The sequence below is a fragment of the Pseudomonas sp. ADPe genome (assembly GCF_014843515.1).
Lineage (GTDB): Bacteria > Pseudomonadota > Gammaproteobacteria > Pseudomonadales > Pseudomonadaceae > Pseudomonas > Pseudomonas citronellolis.
In genome coordinates this window covers 3,769,223-3,789,404 of record NZ_CP062122.1, presented here as the reverse complement: position 1 = coordinate 3,789,404, position 20,182 = coordinate 3,769,223, and the positions used below count along the sequence as shown (strand labels likewise).

The window sequence follows — 20,182 nt, the reverse complement described above, 5'->3', positions numbered from 1 at the left end:
TTCGGGGAGAGGGCTGGGGAGAGGGGCTCTTCAGCGGGCTTCCCAGTACTCTCAGCGCTGCCCCACCTGCACGCTCTCCGCCTGGCGCACGTACTCCGCGCTGACGTAGGGCGAGTAGTCCTTGAGCACCGAAGGCACGCGCTTCTGCTCTTTCAGGAAGGCCGCGGTCCCGGCGATGTCCTTGGCGGTACCGCCGCCCAACAGCGCGCTGGACAGTTGTTCCTTGGTCTCGGGGAAGGCGCTGCCGGCCAGCAGCTCGGGCACGTCCTCAGGCGCCGCGCCGGTCAGCCGGGCGATCTTCTTCGCCTGCTCGGAATCGGCGGTCCACTGGGCCTTGTGGGCGTTGTAGTCGGCGAAGGAATCGAGGGTCACGCGGGCGAACTTGGCCAGCACCTCCGGGTGCTTCTCGGCGAAGTCCTTGCGCGCCACCCAGACTTCGAAGGTCGGCGCGCCCCATTTGCCCACTTCCGCGGCGTCGGTCAGCACCTTGCCGCTCTTCTTGATCTCGCCCAGGGCCGGCGACCAGACGAAGGCGCCGTCGATGTCGCCACGGCGCCAGGCGGCGGCGATCTCGGTGGGGTTGAGGTTGACGATCTTCACTTTGGTCGGGTCGATCTTCCAGTGCTTGAGCGCGCCCAGCAGGCTGTAGTGCGAGGTGGAGACGAAGGGCGTGGCGATGGTCTTGCCGACCAGGTCCTCGGGCTTCTCGATCCTGCTGCCGTTGCGCACCACCAGGGCCTCGGCGGCGTTGATCTGCGCAGTGACGATGAAGGCCACGATCGGCAGGCCGCGCGAGGTGGCGGCGGCCAACGGGCTGGAGCCGAGGTTGCCCAGTTGCACGTCGCCCGAGGCGATGGCGGCGACCACTTCCGGGCCGCTGTTGAAGCGGCGCCAGTCGAGCTTCTCGCCGATGGCTTTCTCGTAGGTGCCGTCGGCCTGCGGGACCTTGGTCGGGTCCACGCCGGTCTGGTAGCCGAGGGTGATGTCTGCCTGGGCGATGCCGGCGACGCCGGCCAGGGCGAGCGCGGCCAGCAGGCGGCGCGGGGCGAAAGTGCGTTTCATGGGGTGCTCCTGGAAATGCATTCGGGGCGGCCGGCCGGGCCGTGACGGGCCGCCCCTCGCGGAGCGGCGGGAAATTCGCTTCAGTTGCGCGCCAGGTCCGGCTGCCACACCTGCACGGCGCGGGCGTCCACCGGCTTGGGCAGCAGGCCCTCGGCGTAGAAGGCATCGGCGATACGCTGCTGCTCGTCGAGGCCGTCGGCGCGCACCGGCTGCACGTCGTAGCTGCGGCGGGCGTTGGCCTGCTCCACGGTGGCGGCGTCGAGGTTGCCCCACAGCGGGCCGAGCAGCTTGGCCGCGTCGGCCGGGTGTTGCTTCACCCAGCGCCCGGTCTTCTGCAGTTCGGCGAAGACCTGCCCGAGCACTTGCGGGTGGGCCTTGGCGTAGTCGCTGGAGGCCAGGTAGTAACGCTGGTAGCTGGCCAGGCCCTGGCCGTCGGCGAGTACGCGGGCGTGCTGCTGGCGCTGGGCGCTGGCGACGTAGGGGTCCCAGGTCACCCAGGCGTCCACCTTGTGGTTCTCGAAGGCGGCGCGGCCGTCGGCGGGGGTCAGGTAGGCCGGCTGGATGTCGGAGAACTTCAGCCCGGCCTTGGCCAATGCGGCGATCAGCAGGTAATGGCTGCCGGCGGCCTTGGTCACGGCCACGCGCTTGCCTTTCAGATCGGCCAGGGATTTCAGCGGCGAATCCTCCGGCACCAGGATCGACTGCGCGGTGGGCGACGGCGTCTCGCGGGCGAAGTAGGTCAGCTGCGCGCCGGCGGCCTGGGCGAACACCGGCACGGTGTCGGCGACGTCGGCGGACAGGTCGACGTTGCCAACGTTGAGCGATTCGAGCAGCGGCAGGCCGCTGGGGAACTCATGCCAGGACACCTTGATGCCCTGCTTGCCCAGCTCGCGCTCCAGGGTGCCCTGGGCCTTGACTATGGTCAGCAGGGTGGAGGACTTCTGGAAACCGATGCGCAGGGTGCCTTCGGCGTGCGCGCCCAGGGCGCCCAGCAGGGCGGCGAAGGCGGCGAGGCCAACGGCGAAACGGCGCAGGAACGGGCTGCGGGACATGGGTACGGCTCCTCGGGTACGGGGCGGCCGCCTGCAGAGCGAGGACGGACCACTGGACTGGTGTCAGGTGTTCTGGATGAGTCCGGTGGTCCGGTGAAGCAGAGATTACAGGCATAAAAAATCAGAAATAAATAATTTTTAGTTCTTAACTAATGCCGCGCGGATTCATCCCGCCATCAGTGCGCAGCCCCCAGCAGCCGGGCCCTCACGCCCTCCGCGCGGAGGCTGGCCTGGGCCGCCTGGCGGGCCACCGCCAGGGCCTGGGCGGCGAGGTTGGCGAAGTGGCTGGCGCGACCGAAGGCCAGCGCCGCGCCCGCCTCGATGTCCTCGTCCAGCTGCCGGGCGGCCTGCTCGCTGAGCACCAGGCCCAGGCCGAGCAGCCGCGACAGTTCCGAGGCCTCGGGCAGGTCCAGGCTGTCCGCGGCCTGCAGCGCCAGGCCCAGGGCGACGTTGGCCTGCAGCAGTTGCGCCAGGCCGTCGCCGAGCACGCGCCGTGGCGTGGCCGCCAGGCCCGGCGGCAGCAGGATGTCCTCCGGGTGCAGGCGCAGGCCCTGGCAGTGGGCGCCGGCGCGCAGCGCAAGGCCGGCCCGCGCGCTGGGCAGCGCGGCCAGCAGGAAGTCGCCGCTGGGCGCGTGCCAGGCGCGCAGCAGCAGCCAGTCGGCCGCCTCGGCGGTGAAGGCATCCCATTGCGCGCCGTTGACGCGGAAGCCGCCGCGCAGGTGTTCCTCGGCCCGCAGCAGTTGGCCATCGTCCTCGCCCAGGGCGCCCCACAGCGGCTCGCGCAGCAGGCTCAGGTGCAACAGGCGCTGCAGCTGTTCGCGGCTGCCGAGCAGGCGCACGCGGGTCAGTTGCAGGTGGTGCACGGCGAACAGCCGGGCCAGGCCGCCGTCGCGCTCGCAGAGGTCGCGCAGAACCTGCAGGACCTCGCGCCAGGGGCTGCCGGCGCCGCCCAGCTGGGCCGGCAGCGACAGCCGCAGCAACCCGGACTCGCGCAGGGCGCGGGCCCAGGCGGCGGGGCCGGCGACGGCGGGCTGGGGGAACGGCTCGGCGGGAGCCAGCCGGGGCGGGGCGACGCTCATGGGCACCTCGGGACGACGGAATCAGTGCCTGGGCGAATGGCGCGCGGGAAGACTGAAGCGAAGGGGTTCGGCGGCGCCCCGTTGCGCCGCGCACAAGGCGTGGCCGGGGCGGCACTTAGAACCATATCCAAGCAGTGCGGCAAGGTTAAATAACCTTTTTGCCTTAGCTGAGAACCGTCAGGGCTGCCGCTGGCCAACGGCCGGCCCCTGCTCCACCGCGAAGCCCGCGGCGAAGGTCGGCTGCACGTCCAGGCGCTGCGGGATCAGCCCATGGGCCTGATAGAAGTCCGCGGTTTCCTGCTGCTGGGCGAGGGTCTGGGCATCCAGTGCCTGCCAGCGCAGTTGCCGGCGCTGGAACTGCAGGCGCGCGGCGTCCTCGGGGAAGCCGATGATTTTCGCCAGGCTGCGCGAATACTCGTCCAGGTGCGCGTAGGCCCAGCGCTGGGCGCCGGCCAGGCGTTGCAGGTAGTCCTGCAGGGCGGCGCGTTTCGCCGGGTCGGCCAGGGCGCTGTCGGTGGCGGCGAGGAAGCTGTTGCCGGCCCACAGGCCGCGGCCGTTGACCAGCACCCGCGCCTTGTCGGCGGTCTCCGAGAGCGCGGTGTAGGGCTCCCAGGTCGCCCAGGCGTCCACCGAGCCGTTGGCCAGGGCCATCTTCGCGTCCACCGGGCCGAGGAAGCGCAGTTCCACGTCCTTCTCGCTCAGGCCTGCCGAAGCCAACGCCTTGAGCGCCACGAAGTGGCCGATGGAGCCGCGCCCGGTGGCGATGCGCTTGCCCTTGAGGTCCGCCGCCGAATGCAGCGGCGAGTCGCCGCGGACGATCACGGCGGTGCCATAGGGGTCGGACTTGTCCACCGCGATGGCCTTCACCTGGGCGCCGGCGGCCAGGGCGAAGAGCAGGGGCGCATCGCCGATGATGCCGGCATCCACCGCGCCGGCGTTGAGCGCCTCGGCCAGGGGCGCGGCGGCGGGGAATTCGAACCACTGGATGTCGTAGGCCAGGCCCTTGAGCGCGCCGGCGGCGTCCAGCTGGGCACGCATGTTGCCCTTCTGGTCGGCCAGGCGCAGGGTCACGCGCTCGGCAGCGAGGGCCTGGCCGGCGGCCAGGCACAGCAGCAGGAACAGGCTGAGGATCTTGCGCATGGCGGGGCTCCTCAACGCTGGCCGACTGTGAGGTCGGCGGGTAGCTGGCGGGCCACTTCGGCGGCGCCGGCGGACAGGCTGAAATCGAACGCCGGGGCGACGTCCAGCGCCTTGGGCAGCACGCCCTCGCCGTGGAAGAAGTCGGCGGCCTTCTGCAGCGTGGCGGCGATGTTCGCATCGAACACGATGGGGCTGATGCGCGCCTCGCCCACCCAGCGGCGCGTCACCTCCCGGGGCATGTTCAGGTCCTTGGCCAGCGCCGCGGCGAAGGCGTCTGGATGCTGCAGGGCCCAGACCTGGGCGCGCGCCAGGCGCGTCAGCAGGTCGCTGATGGCGGCCTTCTTGCCGGCGATGGCGGCGTCGCTGGCCAGGGCGTAGGAGTAGCCGGTCATGATGCCGTCGCCGTTGTCGATCACCCGCGCCTGGTCGAGCAGCACGGCGCTGGAGGTGTAGGGCTCCCAGGGCACCCAGGCGTCCACCGAGCCGCGCACCAGGGCGGCGCGGCCGTCCACCGGGCCGAGGAAGGAGAAGGTCACGTCTTCCGGCTTGAGCCCGGCGCGGCGCAGTGCGCCCAGGGCCATGAAGTGGCCCCAGCCGCCGCGGTTGACGGCGATGCGCTTGCCCTTGAGCTCGGCCACCGAGTGGATCGGCGAATCCTTGCCCACCACCAGCGCCACGGTCGCCGGGTTGAAGTGCCAGGCGCCCACGGCCTTGAGCGGCGCGCCGGCGGCATAGACGAAGAGGAACGGGATGTCGCCGGTGAAGCCGATGTCCAGGGCGCCGGCGTTCAGCGCTTCGAGCACCGGGGCGCCGGAGGGGAAGGCGGACATCTCCAGCTTGTACGGCAGGTTGTCCAGCTCGCCGGAAGCACGCAGCGAGGCATAGCGGTCGCCCTTCACGTCGCCCAGGCGCAGGGTGACGGGTTCGGCGGCGCTGGCGGCGCCCGCCAGCAAGGTCGCGGCCAGCAGGCCGGCGAAAACACGCAGGGTTCGTTTCATGGGGCAATCTCCAGGCGGCTTCGCACGGAAGCCAGGGGTTGTCTTGGGGCTATCCGTTCCGCCGGTGCGGTCGCCGATATTGCCGTCGTTGTTGTCGGGTGATCGCGCGGGCTCAGGGGCTCAGCGCCGCCCTCCCCGCCGCGATCCAGACGCTGTCCTTCTGCGGGGTGTGCACGCGCCCGCAGAGCACGTCGCGGTAGTGGCGCTGCAACGGGTTGTGCCGGCTCAGGCCGTGGTTGCCGCTCAGCTCCAGGGCCTTCTCGACCACCGCCACCGCGTTGTCGGTGACGGCGACCTTGATCAGCCCCGCCTCGCTGGCGCTCAGCCGCTCGCGGCAGGCGGCGTCGAGCAGCAGGCGGTTCTGCAGCAGCAGGCCGTCGATGGCGCCCAGCGCTTCCTGCACCCGCGGCAGGCTCGCCAGGGGCGCGCCGAGGCTGGCCGGCACGCGCTCGCGCAGCCAGCCCAGCAGCCAATCGCGGGCGGCACCGGCGATGCCGTCGTAGAGCGCGCCGAGCAGCGCCGCGCTGGCCTGGGCGAAGTCGCGCAGCACGGCCTCGTCCGGCGCCGGCGGCTGGTCGTGGGGGTAGAGGCCGACGGCGTGTTCCAGCGGCACCGGCACCTCTTCGAAGATCACCTCATGGCTGCCGGTGGCGCGCATGCCCAGGTGGTCCCAGCTTTCCACGATGCGGATGCCGGGGCTGTCGCGGCGCACCAGCCAGGCGCCCACCCGCGGCGTCGGCTCGTCGCTGCGCGCCCACACCGCCAGCCAGGTCAGGCCGGGAATGCCGGTGGTGTAGAGCTTGTGCCCGGACAGCCGCCAGCACTCGCCGTCACGCCGCGCCACGGTTTGCGGCAGGCCGCCGCGCGAGGGCGAGCCCAGCTCCGGCTCCACCCGCAGGCTGTTGATCAGCGCGCCCTGCTCCAGCGCCTCGCGGGCCACGCGGCGCTTCAGCGCTTCGGGCCAGCCGGGGTTGTCCGCCAGGCGCCGCAGGTGCAGGTACTGCATGCACAGCACCAGCGCGGTGGAGGGTTCGCCACGGGCCACGGCGCCGACCACCCGGCGCAGTTCGCCGAGGCCGGCGCCGGGGCCGCCGAGCGCCTGCGGCAGGGCCAGGCCGAGCAGGCCGAAGTGCTGCAACAGGGCGAGGTTGGCATGGGGGAAGTCGCCGCTGCGGTCGTAGGCCTCGGCGCTCTCGGCCAGTTGCCGGGTGAGCGCCGGCAGCAGGTCGTTGAGCGCCAGCGGCGGGCTCTGCAAGTTGCTCATGGGCTCAGGCCGTGGCACGCCGGCGCTCGCGCTCGGCGACCTTGGCGCGGGTCAGCGGGATCAGCTCGCGGCCGTATTCCACGGCGTCGTTGAGCGGGTCGAAACCGCGGATGAGGATGCTGCGCACGCCCAGGTCGTAGTAGGCCAGCAGCGCATCGGCGACCTGCTCCGGGGTGCCGACCAGCGCGGTGGAATTGTGCCCGCCGCCGACCAGCTTGGCGATGCCGGTCCACAGGCGTTCGTCGACGCGGTCGCCCTGCTCCACCGCCTTGAGCAGGCGCTGGGCGCCGACGCTCTGCGGCTTGCCCTTGGGGAAGCCGGCCTCGCCCAGGCGCTGGCTGGCAGTCGCGCGGATCGCCTCGGCCCTGGCCCAGGCCTCTTCCTCGGTGCGCCCGAGAATGGGCCGGAACGACAGGCTGAACTCCACTTCGCGACCGTTCTGCCGCGCCTGCTCGCGCACCGCGGCGATGGTCTCGGCGGCCTGGGCCAGGGGCTCGCCCCAGAGCATGAACACGTCGGCCTGCCTGCCGGCGACCTTCAGCGCCGCCTCCGAGGAGCCGCCGAAATACACCGGGATGTGCGGCTTCTGCTGCGGGCGGATGGCCGAGAAGGCCTGCTCCACGCGGTAGTGCTCGCCGTGGAAGTCGAAGGGCTCGGCGCTGGTCCAGGTGCGCTTGAGCACTTCGATGAACTCGTCGCTGCGGGCGTAGCGCTGGTCGTGGTCGAGGTAGTCGCCGTCCTTGCGCTGGTCGGCGTCGCTGCCGCCGCTGATGATGTGCACCGCCAGGCGCCCGTCGAGCAGGTGCTCGAGGGTCGCCAGCTTGCGCGCGGCCAGGGTCGGGGCGACGAAGCCGGGGCGGTGCGCCAGCAGGAAGTTGATCCTGGAAGTGGCCAGGCCGGCGGTGGCGGCCACCAGGAAGCCGTCCGGCTGATCGGACCAGTAGCCGACCAGGATGCGGTCGAAACCGGCCTCCTCGTGGGCGCGGGCGAAGGCGGCGATGTACTGCTTGTCGAGGATCGGGCCGGCCGGGGCGATGGTCTCGGAGGCCAGGCGGTGGCCGATCATGCCGAGGAACTGGATGCTCATGGGGTTGCGTCCTGTGCTCAATGGAAGGCGTTGGCGAAGGAGGGGTCGATCACGCTGGCGGTGTCGAAGGCCTTGGGCAGCGCGCCGGTCTGCAGCAGGAAGTCGGCGGTGCCCTGGTAGTCGGCGGCGGCCTGGGCGTCCACCGGGCCGACGCTCATGCCGGCCTGGCCGATCCAGTGGCGCGACACGGCCGGGTCGAGGTTGGCCTTCTTCGCCCAGATATCGGCGTACTGCTCCTTGTGCGCCTCGACCCAGGCCCGGGCCTGCTGCAGGCGGCCGAGGAAGTCGGCGATCTGTGCGCGCTTGGGTTCGATGGAAGCGGCGTTGGCGGCGATGCTCGACAGCCCCGGCATCAGGTCGCGGGCGGTGAGGATCGGGCGCGCGCCGGAAAACACGATCTGCTGCGAGATGTACGGTTCCCATACCGGGAAGGCGTCGATACTGCCGCGCGGCAGGGCGGCGGCGGCGTCGATGGGCATCAGCTTGACGAAGTCGACGTAGTCGCTGGGCAGGCCGGCCCTCTCCAGCGCGCGCAGGGTCAGCTGCTGGCTCCAGGCGCCGGGCCAGTAGGCGACCTTCTTGCCCTTGAGGTCGGCGATGCTCTGCACCGGCGAGTCCCTGGGCACCAGCAGGGCGATGGTGTCGGGGTTCTGCCGCGACACGCCGATCAGCTTCACCGGCGCGCCCTTGGCGGCCAGGAAGATGAACCCGGAATCGCCGAGGAAGCCCAGGTCCAGCGCCCCGGCCTGCAGCCCTTCGGCCACGGGCGCGGCGGACTGGAAGTGCTTCCAGTCGACCGTGTAGGGCGCGCCTTCGAGCACCCCGGAGGCCTCCATGGAGGCGCGCACGTTGTAGTAGTTCTGGTCGCCCACGCGCAGCGTCGGCAGGTCGGCGGCCTGGGCCAGGGGCGCGCCCAGCAGCAGCGCGGCGAAGGTGGCGCGCAGGCGTCGTTTCAGGTTCATCGGTGGGGCTCCTCAGCCGGCGCGGCGCAGTTGCGGCAGGCGGGCGATGTGGTCGTGGATGGCGGGAATCAGGCCCTGGCCGTAGCGCACGGCGTCGCCGAGCGGGTCGAAGCCACGGATCAGGAAGGTGGAAACGCCCAGGCGGTAGTACTCGCCCAGGGCGGCGGCGACCTGCTCGGGAGTGCCGACCAGGGCGGTGGAATTCCAGCGCGCGCCGGTCAGCCGGGCCACGCCGGTCCACAGTCGGGTGTCGAGCACCTCCCCCTGTTGCGCGGCGGCCAGCAGGCGCTGCGAGCCGACGTTCTGCGGCTGGTGGTCGTGCAGCGGCAGGCCCAGGCGCGCGCGGTTCTCGCGCACCTGTTCGAGCACTTCGGCGGCGCGCTTCCAGGCGGCTTCCTCGGTGTCGGCGACTATCGGCCGGAACGACACCGAGAAGCGCGGCTCACGGCCCTGGGCGTTGGCGGCGTCGCGCACCCGGCGGATGTGGCCGTCGACGGCGGCCAGCGGCTCGCCCCAGAGCATGTAGGTGTCGGCGTGCCTGGCGGCGACCTCGATGGCGGCGTCGGAGGAGCCGCTGAAGTAGATCGGGATGTGCGGCTTCTGCCGCGGGCGCACGGCCGGCGAGGCGCCCTGGAAGCGGTAGAACTCGCCGGCGAAGTCCACCGGGGCCTCGGCGGTCCAGATGCGCCGCAGGGCGTCGAGGTATTCGTCGGTGCGGGCGTAGCGGCGGTCGTGGTCGAGGTAGTCGCCGTCGCGCGCCAGGTCTTCGTCGTTGCCGCCGCTGACCACGTTCAGGGCCAGGCGGCCGTCGCTGAACTGGTCGAGGGTGGCGAGCTGGCGCGCAGCCAGCGGCGGTGCGATCACCCCGGGCCGGTAGGCCAGCAGGATGCCCAGGCGCCGGGTGGCGGCGGCAACGAAGGAGCTGACCACGGCGCCCTCGGCGGCATTGCTGAAGTAGCCCACCAGCACGCGGTCGAAACCGGCGTCCTCATGGGCCTGGGCGAAGCGCCGGACGAAACCGGCGTCCACCGCCTCCCCCAGCGGCTGGTCCACCTCGGAACTCGGGGTGGCGGTGATCATGCCGAGAATTTCCACGCTCACTGTGTTGCCCTCGCCTGGGCCGCTGCATAAGGGCGGCGGCTTTCGTTATAAGAAAAACGTCTTGATTGACGTTGTTCTTAGAAGCTATAGGCAAGCACTTCATGATGGAAATTCATTTTTGGCATATTCTAATATGCTAATTAAGCATATTCAGAGTTGGGCAAGTTGCGCGGGAGGGGTTTTCGCTTTCGTATCAACGGAAACTGCGGGGCTGGGTTCGAGAACGCCCTCTCCCTAACCCTCTCCCTGAAGGGAGAGGGGACCGTTGGGCAGAAACGGGTATTACGGAGTCAGCCGGAAACTCTGGCGTATCCGGCGAACATCAGGCTTGCAGCCGGCACGGACAAGCCCCCTCTCCCTTCAGGGAGAGGGCTGGGGAGAGGGGACAGAGTCGACCTGAGACGACAGCGCTGCCGGGAGAGTCTGTTCGCGAGCAAGCTCGCTCCTATGTATGGACTCACCCCCACCGTCAACCCGCTTTTGAACATGAAAACCCGACTGCATCTATGTATTAGGCCTGTTCGAGGAAGCCACGTCGGGCTTCTGGCCAACATTGGGTAAGCCCGCGGAATGCCGATTACAAAGAGGCCTCGAAGGCCGGTAGGAGCGTAGGCATCGATCCGCGACGGTCTGACCAGGGGTCAATGTTCTTCAGCAAGGGTTGGAGCGACTTGGCGCCCCGTTGGCGGGAACTCGTTGATCAGTGGCTCATTTCCATCTCCCGGCAAGCATTCGGCTTGCGCTGGTAGGTCTGTTCGCTGCACAGCAGCACCCAGGCGATACGCAGGTTGCGGTTGGCCAGTCGCACTGCCGCGCCCTTGCGCCCCAGACGTTGTAGCCAGCGCTGCAGGCGCCGATCGTCCGGGTGTTCGGAATCGGGCCGCAGTTGCTTCAACACCGCATGCGAGCCCACGACCATCAGGCTGCGCACATAGGCGTCGCCACGTTTGGTCATCTTGCCCAGCCGTACCTTCTGCCCGCTGCTGTGCTGGTCGGGCACGATGCCGAAGTAGGCAGCGAACTGACGCGCATTGGCGAAACGTTCCGGCTCGACCTGTTTGGCCAGTAAGGCCGTGGCCGTGATCGGACCGATACCACGTACCGTCATCAGCCGTTTGGCTGTCGGGTCGGCGGCGGCACAGGCTTCCAGACGCCCGGTCAGCGCGGCGATACGCTCGCCCAGCCGTTTCCATTCGTTCAGCATCTCGTCGATCAGCTCGCGCAGCAGAGCCGGCAACGGCTGGCGGGCGTCTTCCAGCACCCGGGTGACACCTTGCTTCAAGCCCACATCCCCCTGCGCCAGGGCGATGCCCTGCTCCAGCAGCAGCCCGCGGATCTGATTACCCATGGCGGTGCGCCGCCGCACATAGCCCCGCCGGACCCGGTGCCAGGCCTGCATCGCCAGTGCCGCGACGCTCTTCACCGGCACCGACGCGATACTGCTATCCCGGCCCGCCCGCAGAATGGCGTGGGCATCATTGCGATCATTCTTCGCTCCGCTCCGGTGCTCGGCCACCCGCTGGGCCGGCAGGATACGCACCGGGTTGCCCTGCGCCTGCAGCAGCCGAGCCCAGGCTTGTGCTCCAGGGCCGGTCTCCATCAGCACCGTCACGCCCTCCGGCAGCTTCTGCAGAAACACCTGAAACGCTTCACGCGACTTGATTCGCTGTTCGTACGCCAGTTGACCCAGGGCGTCTTCCCCCGCCACCTGGAAGACCTTTTTCGCCAGATCCACGGCGACTGTCGTGCACACCGATACATCGGTTGCAGACACCGGCTTATTCATCGTCGTATGCTTTTTCATGGACTCACCCTCACTGTCGGTGGCTTCTTAGACCGCCACCGTGGCGCCTCGACGCCTCGGTGAGGGTGAGTCCATCCAATTACAGGGGGCGAATGAGTAAGACTCACCCCACCCGCATATCCAACCCATCAGCCACCGCATCGCCGAACAACCGCGCCGGCGCCTCCAGGTTGCCCAGCAAGCGCGGCCGCACCAGCCAGAGCTGGATCAGCGGCTGGAAATCCTCCAGCTGCAACACCCGCAGTTGCTCGCGGTAGCGGCTGCGCGCAAGAGCCGGCGCCGGCACCAGCCCAAGGCCACGTCCCTCGGCGACCAGGCCCAGCTGCAGCTCGCTACCAAAGGTCTCCAGGTTCAGCTGCAAGCCCAACCCCTGGTCAGCCAGGGCGCGCTGCAGGCCGGCGCGGAAGCCGCAGCCGTCGGGGTTGAGCACCCAGCCGTGCTGGTAGCAGTCGAGCAGGCGGCGGGCCTGCACGTCGTTGTCGCGGGCGGCCACCACGCACAGCTCCACGCGGCCCAGCGGCGTGGCGCCGAGGTCGTCGGGGAACACCTTGCTCGGCGGGAACAGCACCACCGCCGCGTCCAGCTCGGCGTTCTCCAGCCGCGCCAGCAGGTGGCTGCCCCAGCCGCTGCTGACCTGGGCGCGCAGCTCCGGGTACTCGCCGGCCAGGTGCCGCAGCGCTTCCAGCAGCACCACCTCGCCGATGCTCTGCGGCACGCCCAGGCGCAGCACGCCGCTTGGCGTCGTGTCGCTGGCCACCAGTTCGCGCAGCCCGTCCACCTCGCGCAGCACCCGGCGGCACTGCTCGTAGACGCGCAGGCCGGCGGCGGTGGGCTTGAGCGGCTTGGTGTTGCGGTCCAGCAGCTCCACGCCCAGGGCTTCCTCCAGGCTCTGCACCCGGCGGGTGATGGCCGACTGCGTCAGGCCCAGGCTCTCGGCGGCCTGGCTCAGGGAGGCGTTGCGGATCACCGCGACGAAGGCGTCGATGTCGTCGATCTTCATGGGGCTGGCACCAATTGCATTTCTTGCATATTAGCTTAGATTCAAAATGCATTTCAGGAATAAAAACGCGTTTGCTACCGTACACCCAGAACCTTCCGGAGTGAATACGCCGCATGTCCGCCCCCCTGCGTCTCGACCGCCTGCGCCAGTTCATCGGCGACCTGGCCAGCCTGCTCGACGAACATCCCGACGAAGCCACCCTGCTCGCCAGCGCCCGCCCGCTGCTGGCCGAGCTGGTGCGCCATGACGACTGGTTGCCCGAGGCCTGCGCCCAGCCCGACGCGCAGCGCTACCAGCAGTACCTGCTGCACGCCGACTCGCAGCAGCGCTTCTCGGTGGTCAGCTTTGTCTGGGGTCCGGGCCAGCGCACGCCGGTGCACGACCACCGCGTCTGGGGCCTGATCGGCATGCTGCGCGGCGCCGAATACTCGCAGCCCTTCGCCTTCGCCGCCGACGGCAGCCTGCAGCCGGCCGGCGCGGCGCTGCGCCTGGAGCCGGGCGAGGTGGAGGCGGTGTCGCCGCGCATCGGCGACATCCACCAGGTCAGCAACGCCTTCGCCGACCGGCCGTCCATCAGCATCCACGTCTACGGCGCCAACATCGGCGCGGTGCGGCGTGCCGTCTATACCGCCGAGGGTGAAGAGAAGCCCTTCATCTCCGGCTATTCCAACAGCCAGTTGCCCAATATCTGGGACCTGTCGAAAGAGAACCCCGCATGAGCCAGATCGCCCGCCGTACCTTCCACGACCTCCGCGCCGCCCTCCTCGCCCGCCGCGAGCTGGCGCTGCTCGACGTGCGCGAGGAAGACCCCTTCGCCCAGGCGCACCCGCTGTTCGCCGCCAACCTGCCGCTGTCGAAGCTGGAGCTGGAGGTCTACGCCCGCGTGCCGCGCCGCGATACGCCGGTCACCGTCTACGACGACGGCGAAGGCCTGGCCGAAGTCGCCGCGCAGCGCCTGCTGGCGCTGGGCTACAGCGACGTGGCCGTGCTCGACGGCGGCCTGGCCGGCTGGCGCGCTGCCGGCGGCGAGCTGTTCAAGGACGTCAACGTGCCGAGCAAGGCCTTCGGCGAACTGGTGGAGGCCGAGCGCCACACGCCGTCGCTGGCCGCCGAGGAAGTGCAGGCGCTGCTCGATGCCAAGGCCGACATGGTGGTGCTCGACGCCCGCCGCTTCGACGAATACCAGACCATGAGCATCCCCGGCGGCATCAGCGTGCCCGGCGCCGAGCTGGTGCTGCGCGTCGCCGAGCTGGCGCCCAGCCCGGCCACCCGCGTCATCGTCAACTGCGCCGGGCGCACCCGCAGCATCATCGGCACCCAGTCGCTGGTGAACGCCGGCATCGCCAACCCGGTGTCGGCGCTGCGCAACGGCACCATCGGCTGGACCCTCGCCGGCCAGCAACTGGAACACGGCCAGGCGCGACGCTTCGGCGAAGTCTCCGCCGCCACCCGCGCAGCCGCCGCCCAGCGCGCCCGCGCCGTGGCCGACCGCGCGCGGGTGGCGCGCATCGACCTGGCCGGCCTGCGCCAGTGGCAGGCCGAAGGCGCGCGCACCACCTACCTGTTCGACGTGCGCACCGCGGAGGAATACGAGGCCGGCCACCTGCCCGGCTCGCGCTCCACCCCCGGCGGCCAGTTGGTGCAGGAGACCGACCACGTCGCCAGCGTGCGCGGCGCGCGCCTGGTGCTGGTGGACGACGACGGCGTGCGCGCCAACATGAGCGCTTCCTGGCTGGCGCAGATGGGCTGGGAGGTGGCGGTGCTGGACGGCCTGTCCGCCGCCGACTTCAGCGAGCGGGGCGCCTGGGCCGCGCCGCTGCCGCAGCAGCCGCAGGCCGAGACCATCGCCCCGCAGACATTGGCCGAGTGGCTGCGCGAGCCGGGCACCCGGGTGCTCGACTTCACCGCCAGCGCCAACTACGTGAAACGCCACATTCCCGGCGCCGCCTGGGCCCTGCGCAGCCAGCTGAAAGAAGCGCTGGCGCAGCTGGGCACGGCCGAGCGCTACGTGCTCACCTGCGGCAGCAGCCTGCTGGCGCGCTTCGCCGTGCCGGAAGTGCAGGCCCTGAGCGGCAAGCCGGTGTTCCTGCTCGAAGGCGGCACCGCCGCCTGGGTCGCCGCCGGGCTGCCCACCGAGGAAGGCGAGAGCCTGCTCGCCGCGCCGCGCATCGACCGCTACCGCCGCCCCTACGAGGGCACCGACAACCCGCGCGAGGCCATGCAGGGCTACCTGGACTGGGAATTCGGCCTGGTCGAGCAGCTCGGCCGTGATGGCACCCACGGCTTTTTCGTCATCTGAAAGCCCGCCATTTCGCGACGTCTGTCGGTGAGTGGCGAAAAAATGACCACCTGTCGGCTGTCCGGGAAAGTGATGGGAATTTTGACGTTCTGGGGTGTCTTAGCCTGCAGAGGTGCCACCATGAACGTCACCCACCGCTACGCCATCCACTACCGCCTGCGCGAACAGCCGCGCCGGCTGATCCACGAGTGGTCCGAGGAACCCAACGAGTTCCTCGCCCTGCTCCAGGTGCTGCTGCACCTGGCGCAGGAGACCGGCGAAGACCCCACCGGGCTGACCGACGCGCCGCTGGACCCCAACCTGATCCCCAACCTGCGCAACAGCGCCGACCGCGTCGGCGTCAGCCGCGTGCGCATCGTCCCGATCGACTGAGCCGGCTCAGGCCGCCTCGCGCCGCCGCCACTGCGGCAGGCTGATCAACACCACCGCCCCGATGATCACCGCCATCGCCAGCGCCTCCGGCCAGCCGATGTGCTCGCCGGCGAACGCCACCCCGAGCAGCACGGCCACCGCCGGGTTGACGAAGGCATAGCTGGTGGCCGCCGCCGGCCGCACGTTGGCCAGCAGGTAGACGTAGGCGCTGAAGGCGATGATCGAACCGAACACCACCAGGTAGCCCAGCGCCAGCCAGCCGCGCACATCCGGCATCTGCTGCAGGTGCTCGCCGGAAAGCTGGCTGCCCAGCAGCAGCGCGGCGCCGCCCACCAGCATCTCCAAGGCGCTGGCCATGGGCCCGGCCGGCAGGTCCAGGCGCCGGCTCCACACCGAGCCGAAGGCCCAGGCCGCGGCGGCGAAGAGAATCAGCGCGGCGCCCGCCGGGCTGCCCTGCAGGTTGGAGCCGAGGTTGAGCAGCACGATGCCGCACAGCCCAAGGCCGATGCCGCTCCACTCCAGCAGGCTGTTGCGCTGGCCGAACAGGCGCGCGAACACCAACGCGAACAGCGGCACCGTGGCCACCCCCAGGGCGGCCACGCCCGAAGCCACGCCCCAGTGCTCGGCCACCGTCACCCCGCCGTTGCCGCAGCTGAGCAGGAGCACGCCGATGGCCCCGGCGTTCAGCCACTGCCGCCCGCTGGGCAGCGGCGCGCCGCGGTACAGCGCCCAGGCCAGCAGCAGCGTCCCGGCGATGACGAAGCGGCAGCCGGCCATGAGCATCGGCGGCCAGCTTTCCACGCCGATGCGGATCACCAGGTAGGTCGAGCCCCAGATGAAGTAGAGGGCGAAGAAGGCGGCGATCAGCGTCAGCGAAACGCGGGCTTTGGGCATGGGCATGACAGACATGGCAGAGGGCTCGACAAGTGGGTCGTGGCGCCTCATTTTATTAAGTGCTTTCAGGCCTTATAAGGCACAGAAAACGCATTATCTGGCGGAACACTTTTCTTTCGATGGATTTTCAAACGCAAAGCCGTCGATTCGACAGACGGGAGAAACCGATGGACAAATACGACCGCGCACTGCTCGCCGCCCTGCTGGAAAACGGCCGCCTGTCCTTCGCCGAACTGGCCCGGCGCATCAACCTCTCGCCCCCGGCAGTGGCCGACCGCGTGGCGCGCCTGGAGGCCGACGGCGTGATCACCGGCTACCACGCCAGCGTAGACCTGACCAAGCTCGGCCGCCCGATCCAGTGCCTGATCGAACTGCGCCTGAACGACCACCGCGGCGCCCTGCAACTGCAACGCCTGACGGAAATCCCCCAGGTGCTCGACTGCTACCGGGTGACCGGCGAATCCTGCGTGATGCTGCGGGTGACGGTAACCAGCACCGCCGAGCTGGAAGAACTGATCGACCAGTTGGCGCAGCATGGGGCGAGCAAGACTTCGCTGGTGTTGTCCACGGCGCTGGATGGGCGGGTGCATCCGGCGATGTTGCAGGGGGGATGAAAGGCTGGAGGCTGGAGGCTGAGGGCTTTTCGTAGGAGCGAGCTTGCTCGCGAATGGTGCTTGCCGGCGGGCTTGGGAGGTGGGCTTTAGAGCACCCTCTCCCTAACCCTCTCCCTGAAGGGAGAGGGGACTGTTCGGAGCGCTTGGATGCTCTGGAGTCAGCCGGCAACCTCGGCGATTTCCGGCTGAAACCACTTCCTCTCTCGGCACGGACTAGCCCCCTCTCCCTTCAGGGAGAGGGCTGGGGAGAGGGGACGGAGTCGACCTGAGACGATAGCGCTGCCGGGAGAGGCTGTTCGCGAGCAAGCTCGCTCCTACGAAAAGCCAAAGCCCCCACCCTGCGCGCAAAAAAAGAGGCGGCACCGCTCGCACGGCACCGCCTTAAGTCACGGAGTTGCTGTTACATCGTGGGCCGGCCACAGCCGCCCGATGTATTGGATTACTTTTCCACGATCGCGGTCACACCTTGCCCGCCCGCCGCGCAAATCGAGATCAGCCCGCGCCCTTTCCCGGCCGTGTCCAGCAGCTTGGCCAGGTTGGCGACGATGCGCCCGCCGGTGGCGGCGAAGGGGTGGCCGGCGGCCAGGGAGCTGCCCTTGACGTTGAGCTTGCTGCGGTCGATCGAGCCCAGCGGCGCGTCCAGGCCGAGGCGGGTCTTGCAGTACTCGGCGTCCTCCCAGGCCTTGAGGGTGCACAGCACCTGGGCGGCGAAGGCCTCGTGGATCTCGTAGTAGTCGAAGTCCTGCAGGCTCAGACCGTTGCGCGCCAGCAGCCGCGGCACGGCGTACACCGGGGCCATCAGCAGGCCTTCTGCGCCTTCGCCGACGAAGTTCACCGCTGCCGCCTCGCCGTCACGGAAGTACGCCAGGATCGGCAGGCCGCGCGCCTTGGCCCAGTCCTCGCTGGCCAGCAGCACCACCGAGGCGCCGTCGGTCAGCGGGGTGGAGTTGGCTGCCGTCAGGGTGCCGCGCGGGCCCTTCTCGAACACCGGCTTGAGGGTGCCGAGCTTTTCCAGGTTGATGTCCGGGCGCAGGTTCTGGTCGCGGGTCAGGCCGCGGAACGGCGTCATCAGGTCGTTCTGCCAACCCTCGGCGTAAGCGGCGGCCAGCTTGATGTGGCTTTCGTAGGCGAGCCTGTCCTGCTCGTCGCGGGGAATCTGCCAGGTCTGCGCCATCAGCTCGCAGTGCTCGCCCATGGACAGCCCGGTGCGCGGCTCGCCGTTCCTGGGGATGTGCGGCATCAGGTGGCGCGGGCGGATCTTCAGCAGGCTCTTGAGCTTGTCGCCGTTGGACTTGCCGCGGTTGGCCTCGAGCAGGATGCGCCGCAGCCCCTCGTTGACGCCGATGGGCGCGTCGGAGGTGGTGTCCACGCCGCCGGCGATGCCGCAGTCGATCTGCCCCAGGGCGATCTTGTTGGCCACCAGGATCGCCGCCTCAAGCCCCGTGCCGCAGGCCTGCTGGACGTCGTAGGCCGGAGTTTCCGGGGCCAGGCGGGTGCCCAGCACGCATTCGCGGGTGAGGTTGAAGTCCCGCGAGTGCTTGAGCACCGCGCCGGCCACCACCTCGCCCAGGCGCTCGCCGTGCAGGTTGTAGCGCTCGATCAGGCCGTCGAGGGCACAGGTGAGCATCTCCTGGTTGCTCGCCGTGGCGTAGACGGTGTTGGAGCGGGCGAAGGGAATACGGTTGCCGCCGACGATGGCGACCCGTCGGGTCTGGGTCATGCAAGGCTCCTTGCGGGCTGAGCGGGTTCTGGCGCACAGGCTAACCTTAGCCGGTCCCGTCGCATTGGCCGCCCCGCCATGGCGCAGGTCAGCGCGGTCAATTGCGCGGAACCGGTGCCTGCGTAGAGTGGTCGGCACTTCGAGTATCCGTGCAGGAGCCCCCGTCCATGACCGATCGCTACATCGCCTTCGCCAACTCCAACGTCGGCCGCCGCCTGGTCGGCGCCTTCGGCCTGCCCGCGCCGGTACGCCTGGAACGCTGGAGCGCCGGGCGCACCCGGCCGGTGGACGGCGCCCTGTTGCTGGGCGGGACGGGCAACCTGGGCGAGGCCGTGCGGGGCTTCAGCCAGCGCCTGACCGACGCCGTCTACGCCGCCGTGGAAGGCCAGTACGGCCTGCCGCGCTGGACCGCCGAGCACGGCCCGAAGCTCAAGGCCATGGTGTTCGACGCCAGCGGCCTCACCGGCTTCGAGCAACTGATCGAACTGCGCAACTTCTTCCAGGCCGCGCTCAAGGGCCTGGACCTGTGCCCCCACGTGGTCATCCTCGGGCGCGCCCCGGAATCGCTGAAAGACCCCATCGCCGCCAGCGTGCAGCGCAGCCTGGAGGGCTTCAGCCGCTCCCTGGGCAAGGAGATCCGCCGCGGCGGCAACGTGCAGTTGCTGTACGTCGGCAAGGGTGCGGAAGACCAGCTCGAAGGCGCCCTGCGCTTCTTCCTCTCGCCCAAGAGCGCCTACGTGTCCGGCCAGGTGATCCGCCTTTCCGCCTACGCCGGCCAGGTGCAGGACTGGAGCCGCCCGCTGGTGGGCAAGCGCGCCCTGGTCACCGGCGCCGCCCGCGGCATCGGCGCGGCCATCGCCGAAACCCTGGCCCGCGACGGCGCCGAGGTGGTGCTGCTGGACGTGCCGCCGGCCAAGGACGCCCTCGACGCCCTGGCCGCGCGCCTGGGCGGCAAAGGCGTGGCCCTGGACATCTGCGCGCCGGACGCCGGCGAGAAGCTGGTGGAAGCGCTGCCCGAAGGCGTGGACATCGTGGTGCACAACGCCGGCATCACCCGCGACAAGACCGTGGCGAAGATGAGCGAGGCGTTCTGGAACTCGGTGATCGACGTCAACCTCAAGGCCCCGCAGGTGCTCACCCAGGCCCTGCTCGACGCCGGCAAGCTGCGCGACGACGGCCGCGTGGTGCTGCTGGCCTCCATCAGCGGCATCGCCGGCAACCTCGGGCAGACCAACTACGCGGTGAGCAAGGCCGGCCTGATCGGCCTGGCCCAGGCCTGGGCCCCGGCCCTGGGCAAGAAGGGCATCAGCATCAACGCGGTGGCCCCGGGCTTCATCGAGACGCAGATGACCGCGGCCATCCCCCTGACCATCCGCGAAGCCGGCCGACGCATGAACTCCATGGGCCAGGGCGGCTTGCCCCAGGACGTGGCCGAGGCCGTGGCCTGGTTCGCCCAGCCGGGCAGCGGGGCGGTGAGTGGGCAGGTGTTAAGAGTGTGTGGGCAGAGTTTGCTTGGGGCGTGAGGGTGGCGATGATGTGCCGGCATTGCCTGGGGGATCGCGGATGAATTCGCTCCTACACCTCCAGGGAAGCACGGCTTTTCGTAGGATGGTGTTGAGCGAAGCGATACCCATCACCACGGCAGCATGGGTATCGCAAGCTCAACCCATCCTACGAAGAGCACCTCGGCGCAAGACAGTTGCCCCTACGATCGTGCTTCCACACGATGACACC

At 69.8% G+C, this 20,182-nt stretch carries 18 protein-coding genes; 5 read left to right on the top strand and 13 right to left on the bottom strand.

The annotated features are described in order from the left end of the window. Positions 1-51: 51 nt before the first annotated feature. The 11 genes from tauA to IG194_RS17045 all read right to left on the bottom strand — a co-directional run bounded on the left by tauA (position 52) and on the right by IG194_RS17045 (position 12,549). Positions 52-1,062 carry a taurine ABC transporter substrate-binding protein gene (gene tauA, locus IG194_RS17095; protein ID WP_058488306.1) on the bottom strand — a complete coding sequence of 337 codons (1,011 nt, stop codon included), beginning with the start codon at positions 1,060-1,062 and terminating at the stop codon, positions 52-54. A gap of 80 nt (positions 1,063-1,142) precedes the next feature. After that, positions 1,143-2,114, bottom strand: coding sequence for an aliphatic sulfonate ABC transporter substrate-binding protein (locus IG194_RS17090; RefSeq protein WP_058488305.1), 972 nt, complete (start codon positions 2,112-2,114; stop codon positions 1,143-1,145). Positions 2,115-2,290: 176 nt separating this feature from the next. Continuing rightward, positions 2,291-3,193 carry an acyl-CoA dehydrogenase family protein gene (locus tag IG194_RS17085; protein WP_058488304.1) on the bottom strand — a complete coding sequence of 301 codons (903 nt, stop codon included), beginning with the start codon at positions 3,191-3,193 and terminating at the stop codon, positions 2,291-2,293. A gap of 177 nt (positions 3,194-3,370) precedes the next feature. Beyond that, positions 3,371-4,333 carry an ABC transporter substrate-binding protein gene (locus IG194_RS17080; protein WP_058488303.1) on the bottom strand — a complete coding sequence of 321 codons (963 nt, stop codon included), beginning with the start codon at positions 4,331-4,333 and terminating at the stop codon, positions 3,371-3,373. Between the two features lie 11 nt (positions 4,334-4,344). Beyond that, a complete protein-coding gene (locus tag IG194_RS17075) occupies positions 4,345-5,331 on the bottom strand; it encodes an aliphatic sulfonate ABC transporter substrate-binding protein (RefSeq protein ID WP_058488302.1) in 987 nt (328 codons plus the stop codon). 112 nt (positions 5,332-5,443) lie between these two features. After that, positions 5,444-6,595: an acyl-CoA dehydrogenase family protein gene (locus IG194_RS17070; RefSeq protein WP_058488301.1), complete on the bottom strand. Its 1,152-nt coding sequence runs from the start codon at positions 6,593-6,595 to the stop codon at positions 5,444-5,446. Between the two features lie 4 nt (positions 6,596-6,599). Beyond that, the gene (locus IG194_RS17065; RefSeq protein WP_058488300.1) at positions 6,600-7,682 is read right to left on the bottom strand and encodes an LLM class flavin-dependent oxidoreductase; all 1,083 of its coding nucleotides are present in this window, start codon (positions 7,680-7,682) and stop codon (positions 6,600-6,602) included. A 17-nt stretch (positions 7,683-7,699) separates the two neighbouring features. Next, positions 7,700-8,644 carry an ABC transporter substrate-binding protein gene (locus IG194_RS17060; RefSeq protein WP_058488299.1) on the bottom strand — a complete coding sequence of 315 codons (945 nt, stop codon included), beginning with the start codon at positions 8,642-8,644 and terminating at the stop codon, positions 7,700-7,702. Between the two features lie 12 nt (positions 8,645-8,656). Further along, positions 8,657-9,724 (bottom strand): LLM class flavin-dependent oxidoreductase, encoded by a 1,068-nt coding sequence (locus IG194_RS17055; RefSeq protein WP_082996271.1) that lies wholly within the window; start codon positions 9,722-9,724, stop codon positions 8,657-8,659. A 721-nt stretch (positions 9,725-10,445) separates the two neighbouring features. Further along, complete coding sequence (locus IG194_RS17050) at positions 10,446-11,531, bottom strand: IS110 family transposase (protein WP_081884617.1); 1,086 nt, start codon at positions 11,529-11,531, stop codon at positions 10,446-10,448. Between the two features lie 121 nt (positions 11,532-11,652). Next, positions 11,653-12,549: a LysR family transcriptional regulator gene (locus IG194_RS17045; protein ID WP_058488297.1), complete on the bottom strand. Its 897-nt coding sequence runs from the start codon at positions 12,547-12,549 to the stop codon at positions 11,653-11,655. Positions 12,550-12,662: 113 nt separating this feature from the next. On the opposite strand from IG194_RS17045, the gene IG194_RS17040 reads away from it, so the two are divergent. The 3 genes from IG194_RS17040 to IG194_RS17030 all read left to right on the top strand — a co-directional run bounded on the left by IG194_RS17040 (position 12,663) and on the right by IG194_RS17030 (position 15,220). Further along, on the top strand, positions 12,663-13,268 hold the full coding sequence (locus IG194_RS17040; RefSeq protein ID WP_058488296.1) for a 3-mercaptopropionate dioxygenase: 606 nt from the start codon (positions 12,663-12,665) through the stop codon (positions 13,266-13,268). After that, positions 13,265-14,848 (top strand): rhodanese homology domain-containing protein, encoded by a 1,584-nt coding sequence (locus IG194_RS17035; protein WP_058488295.1) that lies wholly within the window; start codon positions 13,265-13,267, stop codon positions 14,846-14,848. Before IG194_RS17040 ends, IG194_RS17035 begins: the two co-directional genes overlap by 4 nt. Before the next feature lie 120 nt (positions 14,849-14,968). After that, complete coding sequence (locus IG194_RS17030) at positions 14,969-15,220, top strand: hypothetical protein (protein ID WP_009613214.1); 252 nt, start codon at positions 14,969-14,971, stop codon at positions 15,218-15,220. A gap of 6 nt (positions 15,221-15,226) precedes the next feature. Here the strand turns inward: IG194_RS17030 and yedA are convergent, their stop codons facing one another. Next, on the bottom strand, positions 15,227-16,114 hold the full coding sequence (yedA, locus tag IG194_RS17025) for a drug/metabolite exporter YedA (RefSeq protein WP_058489704.1): 888 nt from the start codon (positions 16,112-16,114) through the stop codon (positions 15,227-15,229). 167 nt (positions 16,115-16,281) lie between these two features. On the opposite strand from yedA, the gene IG194_RS17020 reads away from it, so the two are divergent. Then, positions 16,282-16,728 (top strand): Lrp/AsnC family transcriptional regulator, encoded by a 447-nt coding sequence (locus IG194_RS17020; protein WP_009613218.1) that lies wholly within the window; start codon positions 16,282-16,284, stop codon positions 16,726-16,728. Between the two features lie 439 nt (positions 16,729-17,167). Here the strand turns inward: IG194_RS17020 and IG194_RS17015 are convergent, their stop codons facing one another. Next, entirely contained in the window at positions 17,168-18,448 is a 1,281-nt protein-coding gene (locus tag IG194_RS17015; RefSeq protein ID WP_058488294.1) for an acetyl-CoA C-acetyltransferase, read from the bottom strand. A gap of 167 nt (positions 18,449-18,615) precedes the next feature. Between IG194_RS17015 and IG194_RS17010 the strand changes: the two genes are divergently transcribed. Then, a complete protein-coding gene (locus tag IG194_RS17010) occupies positions 18,616-19,971 on the top strand; it encodes a 3-oxoacyl-ACP reductase (protein ID WP_058488293.1) in 1,356 nt (451 codons plus the stop codon). Positions 19,972-20,182 lie beyond the last annotated feature (211 nt).